Origin of the sequence: Pedobacter ginsenosidimutans (assembly GCF_001442625.1) — a bacterium.
Classification (GTDB): Bacteria; Bacteroidota; Bacteroidia; order Sphingobacteriales; family Sphingobacteriaceae; genus Pedobacter; species Pedobacter ginsenosidimutans.
Genome location: NZ_LMZQ01000004.1, coordinates 94,258 through 107,546 on the forward strand (window position 1 = coordinate 94,258; position 13,289 = coordinate 107,546).

The 13,289-nt window shown below is 37.1% G+C and carries 15 protein-coding genes; 7 read left to right on the plus strand and 8 right to left on the minus strand.

Annotation, left to right across the window (positions count from 1 at the left end; translation table 11 throughout):
* Positions 1-2: 2 nt before the first annotated feature.
* The 6 genes from porL to ASU31_RS07520 all read right to left on the minus strand — a co-directional run bounded on the left by porL (position 3) and on the right by ASU31_RS07520 (position 5,308).
* Positions 3-806 (minus strand): type IX secretion system motor protein PorL/GldL, encoded by an 804-nt coding sequence (porL, locus tag ASU31_RS07495; RefSeq protein ID WP_057931754.1) that lies wholly within the window; start codon positions 804-806, stop codon positions 3-5.
* Positions 807-846: 40 nt separating this feature from the next.
* A complete protein-coding gene (gene porK, locus ASU31_RS07500) occupies positions 847-2,172 on the minus strand; it encodes a T9SS ring complex lipoprotein PorK/GldK (protein WP_057931913.1) in 1,326 nt (441 codons plus the stop codon).
* Between the two features lie 225 nt (positions 2,173-2,397).
* Positions 2,398-3,168 (minus strand): uroporphyrinogen-III synthase, encoded by a 771-nt coding sequence (locus ASU31_RS07505; RefSeq protein WP_057931755.1) that lies wholly within the window; start codon positions 3,166-3,168, stop codon positions 2,398-2,400.
* A gap of 14 nt (positions 3,169-3,182) precedes the next feature.
* Positions 3,183-4,160, minus strand: coding sequence for a DUF4271 domain-containing protein (locus ASU31_RS07510; RefSeq protein WP_057931756.1), 978 nt, complete (start codon positions 4,158-4,160; stop codon positions 3,183-3,185).
* A 102-nt stretch (positions 4,161-4,262) separates the two neighbouring features.
* Positions 4,263-4,859 (minus strand): mobile mystery protein B, encoded by a 597-nt coding sequence (locus tag ASU31_RS07515; RefSeq protein WP_057931757.1) that lies wholly within the window; start codon positions 4,857-4,859, stop codon positions 4,263-4,265.
* On the minus strand, positions 4,850-5,308 hold the full coding sequence (locus ASU31_RS07520; RefSeq protein WP_029274183.1) for a mobile mystery protein A: 459 nt from the start codon (positions 5,306-5,308) through the stop codon (positions 4,850-4,852). Before ASU31_RS07520 ends, ASU31_RS07515 begins: the two co-directional genes overlap by 10 nt.
* Before the next feature lie 181 nt (positions 5,309-5,489).
* Here ASU31_RS07520 and hemW point away from each other — a divergent pair, with 181 nt between their 5' ends.
* The 7 genes from hemW (at position 5,490) to ASU31_RS07555 (ending at position 12,067) form a co-directional block, all read left to right on the plus strand.
* Entirely contained in the window at positions 5,490-6,623 is a 1,134-nt protein-coding gene (gene hemW / locus ASU31_RS07525; protein WP_057931758.1) for a radical SAM family heme chaperone HemW, read from the plus strand.
* A gap of 90 nt (positions 6,624-6,713) precedes the next feature.
* Positions 6,714-7,496 carry an SDR family oxidoreductase gene (locus ASU31_RS07530; protein WP_057931759.1) on the plus strand — a complete coding sequence of 261 codons (783 nt, stop codon included), beginning with the start codon at positions 6,714-6,716 and terminating at the stop codon, positions 7,494-7,496.
* A 326-nt stretch (positions 7,497-7,822) separates the two neighbouring features.
* Entirely contained in the window at positions 7,823-8,374 is a 552-nt protein-coding gene (locus ASU31_RS07535) for a fasciclin domain-containing protein (RefSeq protein ID WP_057931760.1), read from the plus strand.
* A gap of 212 nt (positions 8,375-8,586) precedes the next feature.
* Positions 8,587-9,468 carry a cupin-like domain-containing protein gene (locus tag ASU31_RS07540; RefSeq protein WP_057931761.1) on the plus strand — a complete coding sequence of 294 codons (882 nt, stop codon included), beginning with the start codon at positions 8,587-8,589 and terminating at the stop codon, positions 9,466-9,468.
* Between the two features lie 87 nt (positions 9,469-9,555).
* The gene (locus tag ASU31_RS07545; RefSeq protein ID WP_057931762.1) at positions 9,556-10,341 is read left to right on the plus strand and encodes a DUF3050 domain-containing protein; all 786 of its coding nucleotides are present in this window, start codon (positions 9,556-9,558) and stop codon (positions 10,339-10,341) included.
* Positions 10,342-10,468: 127 nt separating this feature from the next.
* Complete coding sequence (locus tag ASU31_RS07550) at positions 10,469-11,347, plus strand: cupin-like domain-containing protein (protein ID WP_029274179.1); 879 nt, start codon at positions 10,469-10,471, stop codon at positions 11,345-11,347.
* Positions 11,348-11,452: 105 nt separating this feature from the next.
* Positions 11,453-12,067: a sugar O-acetyltransferase gene (locus ASU31_RS07555; protein ID WP_057931763.1), complete on the plus strand. Its 615-nt coding sequence runs from the start codon at positions 11,453-11,455 to the stop codon at positions 12,065-12,067.
* Between the two features lie 149 nt (positions 12,068-12,216).
* Here ASU31_RS07555 and ASU31_RS07560 read toward each other — a convergent pair whose 3' ends face one another.
* Both ASU31_RS07560 and ASU31_RS07565 read right to left on the minus strand, forming a co-directional pair.
* The gene (locus ASU31_RS07560) at positions 12,217-12,759 is read right to left on the minus strand and encodes a hypothetical protein (protein ID WP_157257946.1); all 543 of its coding nucleotides are present in this window, start codon (positions 12,757-12,759) and stop codon (positions 12,217-12,219) included.
* Positions 12,760-12,778: 19 nt separating this feature from the next.
* A complete protein-coding gene (locus tag ASU31_RS07565) occupies positions 12,779-13,204 on the minus strand; it encodes a YybH family protein (protein ID WP_057931765.1) in 426 nt (141 codons plus the stop codon).
* Positions 13,205-13,289: the final 85 nt, after the last annotated feature.

The following is a 13,289-nucleotide window of genomic DNA, read 5'->3' on the forward strand; positions in this document are numbered from 1 at the left end:
AATTATACACGTGGGCTGTTCATAGCCGATAACATATTGCCATAAATTGCATTAAGCGATGATAGGTTTTTAGCCAACTTATTCACCTCTTCTTTAAACTGTTTCGAATCTTCCATCGATTCGTTAAAGTTCTGCATGGTTAACGATAAGTTTGAATAGAATTTATTCATCGATTTTAGATGCGCGCTAGAATCTTGTAATTCTAATTCATATACCGCATTTAAAGCTGATAAATTTTTAGCCAAATTGTTAACCTGATCATGGTAAGCCTGAGAATCTACGGTGCTCTCGCCCATTGCTTTCAAATTAGCCGTGGCTTTATCAAAAGATGCACTTAAATTATCGAAACCTGCTGATGCTGTTTTAATTTTGCCCGTAAACTCGTTTGTTGCGGTAGATGCATCTGCAACATTAGAAATTGTTGCTACTTTATCACCAAAAGTACGCAAACCAGAGCCTAAACTTTCAATCAATTCAGGACCAATTTTAGCATCTGATAACATTTTATCCAAAGCTGCTGTGTTCGATGCCGTTGCTGCAACTGGTCTTGCCGAGGCTGTTGGTAATTCTCCTTTAAAATCCGGTTTTAATTCAGGATAAACTCTTTCCCATGCTGGTTCTGGTTCTGGCGGGAAGAAACCTGTTAAGAAGAATAATAAAGCCTCAACGCCCAAACCAGCGCCTATAATTAAATTCGCCCATGATCCACCAAGATGCGTAATTTTAAATAACGCTCCAATAATTACAATACTTGCTCCCCATGAAATCGCTACGTGTAACCAGCCTGGTTGTTTCTTTGCTGCCATAAAATTTTGATGTTTTTCTTTAGTTTTTAGTTTGTTTGGTTTAATGTCTTAAGTCGGTACCAGGATAAGATGAAACGCATCTGAAACCAATGTATGATCTTTGTGTATCCTGATATTCATATGTAGCTACGGCATTTTGTAGAAAATAGCCTGTATCTTTCCACGAACCACCTTTTACCACTTTACGCTTTTTGTATTTGCTGTCGGTTGCACCAGCATCGTAAGTAAAATTCGGGTTCAAATCATGCAATAATGGGCTTGCACCTTTATTGTAAGCGGTTAATGTCCATTCAGAAACATTACCTGCCATGTTGTACAAACCATAATCATTAGGAAAATACGATCTAACACCTACGGTATAAATACCACCATCGCTTGAATAATCGCCACGGCCTGGTTTAAAGTTAGCCTGTAAACATCCTTTTGTATTCCTAATGTAAGGACCTCCCCAAGGGTATTTGGTTTTGGTATTACCACCTCTTGCTGCATATTCAAATTCAGTTTCGGCTGGTAATCTATAATCTGATCTGGATCCTACGGGCAATTTTCTTGCTGTTGCAACGCCATCATATAACCTCGTTCTCCAATGAGAGAATGCTTTTGCCTGCTCCCAGCTTACACCAACTACAGGATAATCATCGTAAGAAGGGTGGTTGTAGTAACCACGTACCATAGGATCGTTCTGTGAATAAGAATAATCTGTTTTCCATACCATGGTATCAGGATAAATAGCAACGGTATAGCGATCGATATAATCCTGGCGTTTGCTGTTTGGATCTTTATGCCCTAGAGCAGCTTTCTCCATATTTAATTCTGCATAAGAATATTCGAATTTACGAACATCCAGTTCTTTTTTTCCAGGAAGTGCATCCAAACCTGAGTAATACATGCCATCTAACTGGCTCACTTGAGCGGCAGCTGCACCCTTACCTTTATTGCGCCAAATGTTGGCACCGTTTGGTCCAACTTTCCTCCAATCGATGTATTTCTCACCACCAACAGCATTTGCGGCATTTCCTTTAGGAGTAACCATAAATTGTTGAGGGTTGCCCATCATCACAATTGCAATCGAATCGCGTACCCAGTTGGTAAACTGGCGGTATTCTGCATTGGAAATCTCGGTCTGGTCCATAAAGAACGCGCTAATCGTAACCATTTTACTTGGCCCGTTCTGAGAGAAAGTAATATCTTCATCCGATCCTCCCAGTGGAGTATGCCCTGGCGGCACATAAACCATTCCTAGCGGGATTCTATCGTTTTTGAATTTTCGGTTATAAGCACCAACCAGCTCACCTTGGCCGCCATGACCACAGCTTGCTAGCATTACAGTTATACCTACAATAGCTAGAAGGTAGATTTTCTTCATATTTTTTATAGTGTGCACAGCACGATTAGGAGCAATTTTATCAAAAATCACTGAAATTATCAACAAAAGCAAATATTTTACGTTAAATCATCACTCAAAGGCAATTAAAGTTATATTAACATTTCTCTAACAGCCTTATATTTTGTTCAACAATATGCGTAACTCTCTTACTAAGAGTAAAGTTACGCATTTATTATGTTGACTTAAAATAAATTATTTATCGTATTATTTATTAGATATTTTGATGTAATTTTCGATAGCCATCGTCATAGATGGAACGCCTGGGGTTGGCGCAGCAATATCCACTATCAGGTCCATATCGGTACAAGCTTTACTCGTGTTAGTTCCAAAAGCAGCAATCCGGGTATTATTCTGTTTAAAATTGGGGAAATTTTTAAACAACGACTGGATACTTGACGGACTAAAAAACGCAATAACATCGTAGAATACTTCAGCTAAATCAGATAGATCGCTCACTACTGTTCTAAACAAAACTGCAGGGGTAAAATTATATCCACTTTTTTCCAGGAACTTCATCGTGTCTTCGGTAGCCATATCAGAGCAAGGATATAAAAACTTCTCGTTTGCGTGTTTTTTTAGCACTTCTGCTAAATCTGCGGCAGTTTGTTTACCGAAAAAGATTTTACGCTTCCTATACTGAATATACTTCTGCAGATACAACGCAATAGTCTCAGACAGACAAAAATATTTCAGTTCTGCCGGCACTTCATAACGCATTTCTTCGCAGATTCTAAAAAAATGATCTGCTGCATTACGGCTGGTAAAAATTACCGCCGTAAAATCGGCCAGGTTAATCTTATCCTTTCTAAAGTCTCTTGCGGGCACACCTTCAACGTGAATAAAGGACCTAAAATCAACTTTTAAGTTGTGTTTTTTGGCCAAATCGTAGTAAGGAGATTTTTCTGTTTCAGGTTTTGGTAAAGTAACCAAAATACTTTTTACTTTGCGGATTCTAGAGTCGTTCTTTTCTTGCATTTTCCTTTTTCCTGCTACAGTCCTATCGTTTTAATTAGTATAAGGATAGGACATATTTCGAGGGCGCAAAAGTACAAAAATAAATGCATTCTAGAAAACTTATTATTAGAAAGTATCGTTATACCTGCCCGCAATAGCTGAAAAGCAAAAATAATGCCTAACAGTAAGAATGCCAACACGATATACACCCCGCCGTATTTAAGTGGCGATAGGGCAAAAGCAACAACTAAAGGAATAAACAATAGCGATGCATTAAAGTAGCTGAGGTACAAAATTGAGATGTATTCGCCCACCGGCTTCTGCACATTGAACAGATAACCCAAAAAGCGCAAAAGAACCAGCTTGAGGGCATAAAAAACAATTATAGTAATCGATATACTAAAAAAGAACTTAAACCCATCTTTAGCCTGATACATGTCATTCCACTGCGCTACCAGAAAAAAGAACATCCCAAAAACAAATCCAAACTGCACAAAAAGTAACAAAAAAGGCCAGGAACTAAACAGGTTATCTTCCTTGTTAATATTATTCAAAATCCTGTTGCTGAAAAACGATTGAACGATTGCCGACAATTGTTTCGAAAAAGCATTTTTTAGAACGGCAAAGATGATAAGCATACCAAAAATAAATCCAAGCAAACCAACATTGCCTTTTGGGATTTTTGTCCCTAGCTGATAGGGATTTGCCTTTTTCTTTAAGTGCTGATATTTCTTTTGCCAGGCCAGTAAATCGAGTTTAGGAAAAAGATATTCCTTTTCGATGGTATCGAGCAAAGCTCCCTTATTAATTAAACTATCGGGCAGCACCCAGGTATGGTGAACAAGCGAATCGGTCGAAAATTTCTGTCTGGCAAGGGTTGCCGAATCGGGCCGGTATCTTCGATATTGATATTGATTTACAGCTATGCTATCTGTTTGAGCAGGAATTTCTTGTGCTGCTACAAAATTAGCAGACCATATAAACGCGAACAAAAAGAAAATAAATTTCGGCATGCTGTAAATCAAAACTTAAGGATGCAAAAGTAGTCGAATAATCATGGTTTACCTAAAGAAAATAAATGGATTTAGGATAAGTTACCTCGCGCCCTCTACATGCTACGATCTGGCAAACCGAAGAAGCGCTTCATAATTACCTGAATCTGCCAATTTCAGTGCATTTAGATATTGTTTTCTGTTCTCACTTTCTTTTGAAAGATTTCCTGCACCCCACGTAAATACTGGTCTATCAAATATCATTTCAATAATCATATCAGCCATTAAGCGGCTATGCCTTCCGTTCCCATTAGAAAAACAATGAATACTTACTATACGATGTTTAAAACGTATAGCAATTTCATCAGGAGAATAGGTACTGTTTTCAATCCAAAACCCCGCATCCTCCAGCAAATTCTTTAATTCAATAGCAATCTGCCATCTATCTACCCCAATATTTTTGTTTGTTTTGCGAAAAGCCCCCGCCCAAAGCCAAACATCTTTATACATACGTTTATGTACATTTTTAATAAAGGATTCAGTAAACAGTTTATCAGATTTAATTTTTTTTCCGATGGACCATTTTACGGCTTCCTCAATATTTTGTTGCTCAAACTCATCAAGTTCCTCTCTTGTAGCAATGGTAGAAATAAGCAAATCCTCTTTTTCATCCTCATCCAAAGGGGTTTGTCCATCAATATAAATTAAATCTAATCCCATAAAATTTTAGGCATTTCATTTTTAATTTCTTCCGTTCTTTCAATTATTGCTTTTTTGATCCTTTCTTTTGAATTACCCTGATCTTCTAATTTCATTGTGTTTGAAGTTCGAAGTACAATTTTCGTAGCCAGTTCATTGGCTTTTTTTTCAATCATAGCTTCCAATGATCCATCTTTAGGCACAAAGCCATAAACCAGCTCCATATCTAAAACTCTACCTAATTCCCTTAGAGATTTTATAGTTATCGAACCGTCTGCCTCTCTTTTTTCGATATCTAAAACCGCTTGTTTACTTACTGATAATTTATTGGCCAATTGCTGCATAGACATACCGAGTGTGTTACGAATGGCTTTAATCCAACCACTTGGCGGAATTGCAATCCTGCTTAAAATGGCAAAACTTAAAAGCTTGCCATTTAGTTGTTGCAACATTAATGATTTCTTTCCCATAGCATTTATAGTAAAGCTATTACTTTACTTTATCAACACAAAAGTAAAGCTATTACTTTACAAAATCAAGAAATAAGTAAAGCTATTACTTTACTTACCCGATTTCCATTAATCGTTATATAAACTAATTGCTTATTATTTATAACAATAAAGAAAAATTAACTTCGCTATCTTTGCAGCAATGTCCGGTATCTATATTCATATCCCTTTCTGTAAAAAGGCCTGTCACTATTGCGATTTTCACTTCAGCACTTCCTTAAAATATGCTGATGAAATGATTGATGCAATCTGCAAAGAGATCAAAATGAAAAAAGACCGGATTAGCGGACAAGTTGGAAGCATCTATTTTGGCGGCGGAACACCCTCTATTTTGTCGCAGGCAGCTTTACAAAAGATTTTTGACACCATTAACCGCACTTTTTCGGTTGATGCAAATGCTGAAATTACCATCGAAACCAATCCCGATGATTTAACGGCGCAGAAATTAAAGGAGCTGAAACAATTGCCCGTTAACCGCTTTAGTGTAGGTATTCAATCTTTTTATGATGAAGACCTGATCTGGATGAATCGAGCACACCAAGCAAGAGAGGCTGAGGATTGTATCAGAAGAAGTCAGGATGCCGGTTTTGAGAATCTAACTCTCGATTTAATTTATGGCTATCCTTTGCTTACCGATCAAAAATGGCTAAGTAATATCCAAAAAGCAATTGAGCTCGAGGTTCCACATATTTCAGCCTACGCGCTAACGGTAGAACCACGGACGGCTTTAGCCCATGCCATTAAAAACAAAAAACAAACTCCTGTAAACGATAATCAAAGTGCTGCTCAGTTTGTAATTTTGATGGAGAAATTGATAGATGCCGGGTTTGAACACTATGAAATTTCGAATTTTGCAAAACCTAACCACTATGCCGTACATAACACAAATTATTGGAAAGGCATAGATTACATTGGCATAGGTCCATCAGCACATGGCTTTAATGGCCAGAACCGCTATATGAACCCCGCCAATAACGCCCTGTATATGGAAACATTAGGCCATAACAAACTTCCTGAAATTGTTGAAGAACTGAGTTTAAACGACAGATTTAACGAGTACATCATGACTTCGTTAAGAACGATGTGGGGAACTGATTTACAAAAAATAAATACCGATTTCGGGAAAGACTTTTTAATAGAAACAAAACACAATCTTAAAAATTTTGAGGATAAAGATTGGTTAGTGGTTAACGGAGATAGGATTCGTTTAAGTCAAAATGGAAAATTATTTGCCGATCATATTGCTTCGGAATTGTTTATTATTGAGAATGACTGAAGGAATGAATTTTGAATGATTGAATTTATTTTACTGCAGAAACCAACTATTCTTTCATTCAATCATTCTTTAATTCAATAATTATATATTATGTCAAAAATTGTATGGATTACAGGTGCATCATCAGGTATTGGAGAGGCCTTGGTATATGAATATTTTAAAGCTGGCAATAAACTGATCATCTCGGGAAGAAATCGCGATGAGCTATTCCGTGTAAAAGGAAACTGCCAAAACTCTTTTAATGTACATGTTTTACCATTCGATTTAAGCGAAACGGCTACACTCGAAAACAAAGCTGCCGATGTCATCCGTATTTTTGGAAAAATAGATTTACTGATCAATAGCGGCGGCATAAGTCAGCGGAGTTTAGCCCTTGAAACCAACCTGCAAACAGAACAACAGATTATGGACACCAATTTCTGGGGAACAGTTGTACTGAGCAAAGCGGTTTTGCCTTTGATGATTGCCAACGGTGGTGGACAAATAGTTGTAATTAGTAGCCTTGTCGGGAAATTCGGCACGAAATTCCGCTCTACTTATGCGGCGTCAAAACATGCACTACATGGTTATTTCGATTCACTCCGATCGGAAGTTTACGATAAAAACATCGATATTACCATCATCTGCCCAGGCTTTATCAAAACAAATGTAACCTACAATGCACTTACAGGAGATGGTAACCCACTCAATAAGATGGGCGATGCGCATGAAAATGCTATGACTCCGGCCGAATGTGCCAAACAAATTGTAGTGGCTGTTAGCAACAAAAAAGAAGAGGCTTATGTTGGTGGAAAAGAAACGAGAGCAGTATTATTGAAACGATTTTTTCCGAAGATTTTTTCTAAAAAAGTAAGAACAGCCAAGGTGAACTAGCACTGCGTTTTGAGGTTGGTGTTAAGCGTGACCAGCGAAGTTAATAAAGGATACGACTTAGGGACGAACCCAATTGATCTAAACCCGGTTGAAGCGATATCCTTTTGGCGCCATGCTGAGCGGAGTCGAAGCACAGCCAAAAGATTTAGCGAAAAACGGGACTAGCCCACCCGAAGAACTACCACAGCACCTTTACAAATCGAAAAAAACAAAAATTAAAACACTAACAATCAATACATTAAAAATTATTTTTTATTTCTAAAAACCAAGTATCTGTAAGCCATCGTAAATGGAATCAAATAACAGAAACTTAAAAATTAGAAATAATGAAAAATTTAATCTTAACCGCATTTGCCGTAATTACCATGGCATTCACTACTCAAGTTTACGCTCAAAAAAATCCAATGGTTGGTGGAGCAGCTATGTATTCGACTAAGGATATTGTAGACAATGCTGTAAATTCAAAAGACCACACTACACTGGTAGCGGCAGTTAAAGCTGCGGGCTTGGTTGAAACTTTAAAAAGTGCTGGCCCTTTCACTGTTTTTGCACCGACTAACGCTGCATTTGATAAACTTCCTGCAGGAACTGTTGATAATTTGGTTAAACCAGAAAACAAAGCAACCCTTACTACTATTTTAACCTACCATGTTGTTGCCGGTAAAATGGATAGCAAAGCAATTGCAAAAGCAATAAAAGCTGGTGGTGGTAAAGCAGAACTTACAACAGTACAAGGGGGTAAACTTTGGGCCTGGATGGAAGGTAAAAAATTAGTGCTAAAAGATGAAAAAGGCGGAATGAGCACTGTAACCATTGCAGATGTTTATCAAAAAAATGGAGTAATCCATGTAATTGATACTGTTTTAATGCCCAAATAACATTTAAAAGATATCCTTATTAAAACCACAAATCACGCCCTAAGTGATTTTAACATTAACGCACTTGCTCATAAGTAAGTGCGTTTTTCGTTGTCAAGCATCATAACTTCTGACTTTTTTTGATGAATTGTCAGTTTTTTTTAAAGTTTTTGTATTTGTAATGTTTAGTGTTTTTTAACTATTTAATTTTGCTGTATTAATAGTTTTTTAACATGAAATTCAATTTATCTCCGATAGATGTAGTTGAAGACATATCTAAATCAGATTTCGAGCTGAACTACCTTAAACCGCGTAAACCTTTGGTAATAAAAAATATGGCCAAAAAATGGCCGGCTTACCAAAAATGGACAATGGAATATATGAAAGAAGTTGTTGGTGATAAAACTGTTCCACTTTACGACAGTTCTAAAGCCGATCCTTCTAAACCTATAAATGCCTCTGCCGCCGAAATGAAATTTGGCGATTATATAGACCTGATTAAAGAAACACCGACTGATCTGCGTATCTTTTTGTTCGATCCGATAAAATTTGCACCAAAACTACTCGAAGATTATATCGCACCGAAAGATTTAATGGGCGGTTTTTTAGATAGTTATCCAAATATGTTCTTTGGCGGTAAGGGATCAGTAACATTTTTACACTATGACATTGATTTAGCACACATTTTCCATACACACTTTAATGGCCGTAAGCATGTGATCTTATTCGATTACAAATGGAAAGAACGTTTGTATCAAATCCCGTATGCTACTTATGCCTTAGAAGATTATGATGTGGAGAATCCCGATTTTGATAAATTCCCGGCTCTAAAGGGCGTTCAGGGCGTTGAAGCCTTTTTAGAACATGGCGACACCTTATTTATGCCAACCGGATACTGGCACTGGATGAAATATCTGGATGGTTCTTTCTCAATTAGTTTAAGGGCATGGGACAAAAGCTGGGCGGTAAAAGCAAAAAGCTTGTATAACTTAACTTTACAGCGTAAATTTGACGACTTTATGAAAGCAAACTACCGCGAAAAATACATGCAATGGAAAGAAGAACTTGCAGTTAAAAGAGCAAGTAGAGCGCTAGAGAAGAATTTACCAAAATAAATAATCATAGAATTATTGAATGATGGAGTGAGAGAATTATCTCCCCTCAAAAACATTCACTCATTCAAATATTCATTCATTAAACAAATGCATCCCAACATTATAAAAATCCAGGAAAGAATAGAGCCCCTTAGGCAGGAAATCATTAACCATAAAGTTTATTCGGCCATTAGTGAAATAGAAGATCTCCGGGTTTTTATGGAACACCACATTTTCGCCGTTTGGGATTTTATGTCGTTGCTTAAAGCCCTACAAATTAATTTAACCTGTACTACTTTGCCATGGTTCCCGGTAGGCGACCCTGTTACCCGACAACTGATCAATGAAATTGTAGCAGGTGAAGAATCGGATGTAGATGCCAATGGAACGATTAAAAGCCACTTTGAGTTATATTTAGATGCCATGGATCAATGCGGTGCCAATACCAAACCCATCAATATCTTTTTACAGGAACTAAAAAACGGAAAAAGTTTTAACGAAGCTTTCGCGAAAGCGGATGTTCCTGCAACGGCAAGGGATTTTGTAAATGCGACTTTCGAAACCATCAACAGTGGAAAAACACATTTACAAGCAGCAAGTTTTACTTTTGGCCGCGAGGATTTAATTCCAAACATGTTTTTTAGCATGGTAAATGACCTGAACAGTACGCAGGCAGATAAAGTTTCTATCTTTAAATATTACTTAGCGCGCCATATCGAAGTAGATGGCGATCACCATAGCCATTTAGCACTCTCCATGACAGAGAAACTTTGTGAAAAAGATGAAGCCTTTTGGGCTGAGGCAGAGGAAACCACAAAACAGGCACTACAAAAAAGGATCGACCTGTGGGACGCTGCCTATGCCGAAATTGTTAAAAATAAAGTTGAGGCGTAATTACTAAATTGTTAAGTATTTGCTAATTTAGATTACGTGATTTTAGTCACATTTACCTGTTAACATCAATTTTGTAAAATAAAATTTACACATTTGTTGTTCGGCACAAATAACCGATTTTAAGCGCATGAGTTTCATTTTAAAACCTGTTGATATCGTTGAGAGCATCACTCCCGAAGATTTTAAGAAAAATTATCTGAAAACTAAACGTCCGTTAGTAATCAGGGGCCTAACTAAAGACTGGCCTGCCAGAGAAAAATGGACGACTGAATATTTAAAGGAAATTGGTGGCGAGCTTGAAGTTCCACTTTACGACAACTCTAAAGCAGATCCATCTAAACCAATCAATGCAGCTACGGCGCATATGAAATTTGGCGATTACCTTGACCTGATCAAACGCGAGCCAACTGAACTGCGTATTTTCTTTTTTAACCTCTTTAAAAAAGTACCTAGCTTAATCAATGATGTAAAAATCCCTAAAGATTTAATGGGTGGTTTCATCGAAAGTATGCCTGCTATGTTTTTTGGAGGTTCTAACTCGGTGACCTTTTTACATTATGATATCGATTTACCGCATATTTTTCATACGCACTTTGGAGGTAGAAAGCACATCGTTCTTTTCGACAACAAATGGAAAGACAGATTGTATTGCCTGCCAAATGCAACTTATGCTTTGGAAGATTATGATGTAGCCAACCCCGATTTCGAAAAATTCCCGGCACTAAATGGTGTAGAAGGTTATGAAGTTTTCTTAGAGCATGGTGATACTTTATTTATGCCAACCGGAATGTGGCACTGGATGAAATACCTGGATGGGTCGTTTTCTTTAAGCTTAAGAGCCTGGGATCAATCAATTACGCGCAAAGTAGCTAGTGTTTGGAGTTTATTTACCCACGGCGCTATAGACAGTTTAATCAAAATGACTTTCAAAGAAAAATACGCCCACTGGAGAGAGAAAAAAGCAGTTAAAATTGCTGAAAGAGCTTTAGCTAAAGGCAGACCATAGAAAAGTATTGAAAAAGTAAAATACAACGGGGCATCGTTTACGATAGCCCCGTTTTTTGTTATAATTGCGCTTAAACACCGAGAATCAAAAAATCAGATACTAAAGATGGAAAACAATACCCTTAGCGAAAAAGAAAAAATGCTGGCCGGCAAAGCTTATCAGGCTGGCGGCGAAGAACTATCAAAAGAAAGATTAAAAGCGCGTGAAATTGTTTTCGAGTTTAATAACCTCGCGCCAAAATTTATCAAACAACGAAAAGAGTTATTAAAAAGGTTATTCGGAAAAACAGAACGGATGTTTTATGTAGAACCTCCATTTAGATGCGATTATGGCTACAACATCGAAATTGGTGATAATTTTTACGCAAATTTTAACCTTGTTATTTTAGATTGTGCTAAGGTACGCATTGGCAATAGCGTTTTCATTGCGCCAAATGTGGCTATTTATACTGCAGGCCACCCTATCCATGCACATTTACGCGATCAGGAATATGAGTGGGCGCAGGAAGTGACCATTGGCAACAGTGTTTGGATCGGTGGAAACGTGGTGATTAACCCAGGGGTAAAAATCGGATCCAATGTGGTAATCGGATCAGGTAGTATTGTAACCAGGGATATTCCGGATAATGTTTTTGCCGCAGGAAACCCATGCAGGGTAATCCGCCAGTTAACAGATGCTGATAAGGATTATTATTATAAGGATTTTAAGTTGGGAGAGTAAATAATCGTCCCGATTTGCAATCGGCATGCATGAGAGGGGCGATTTTATCACCATTAATTTATTTATTACACAGCTTTAAAAATGCTGATCTCGTTAAAAATGAGAATAATTTAGATTAATTGTTCAACGTTATTGTTAATAACCTCTCATTAATTTACTTTAAACGAGCTGATCAACGAATCGAGCAATTTCTGATAATGCTTGGCTTCTATTGCTTCGCCACTGAATATAAAAGAATAGGTTTTACCATTCAATTTAAAAAGAGTGATATTCCCAATATTTCTATCCGCAATGATTGAGGTTTGAAAACCCACCCTAAGCACTTCTTTATTTCCAATTTTAATATTACGAGCAGTATCGAGCAATCCAAAAGTTATCTTTCTTTGCTGATAACTACTTCTGCAAGAGCGAATGGTCTTTTCAAGAAATGAGTTTAGATTAAGGTCTTCATTAATTTGCGTCAAAATCAAATAAGCATCCTTGCTTAAGGGCTCATCATTCTCCATAGAGATTATACGGGTCCCTTTTGCTCCTTCAATCGTTCTGTCTTTTTTAACCTTCCAATATTTATTGGGCAACAGGAAGCTCAATCCATTTTTTTGGTAAACGACGGGTTGGTCTTTACGGTTTGAAGCGTAATTGCAAGAAGCGAATAGCATTAAAGAAAAAATTATTATAAATATATTTTTCACGTTTTATGCAAATTACGGCTTATGAACTATGATCAGCAACTACTTTCCATTCGCCCTTAATTTTTTTAATTAACAAGGTAAAATATCCTTTAAGTTCATCCTTTTCGCGTTTAACATTCCAGCTGCCCAATACAAAAGCCAAATCAGGCTTTAAAAAATCGACCTTTTTAATTCCGAACACCAAAAAACCCATTGCCGATTTATCCGGATAACCCTTTTTATAATTATCCAATGTTTTCTGCCAGCCATAAGTTGGTCCGTTTTTACCTACAAAAAGTAAACTATCCGATTTTTCATAACCCTGCATAAAAGCTTCAACATCGCCTTTGTTCCAATCTGCGCGTTGCTTTTCGAGTAAATTAAGTATGGCCTGTTTATCTTTCACATTTTGAGCAAAAGCGCCAAAGGAAGCTAAAAACAATGTAATTACAAGTATTCTTTTCATGATTATTTGAGTTGGGGTAAAAATTAAAGATATGAAACAAATTATTTTGTTCCATGAGGAAAAATTCTTTATTTACATATCTATA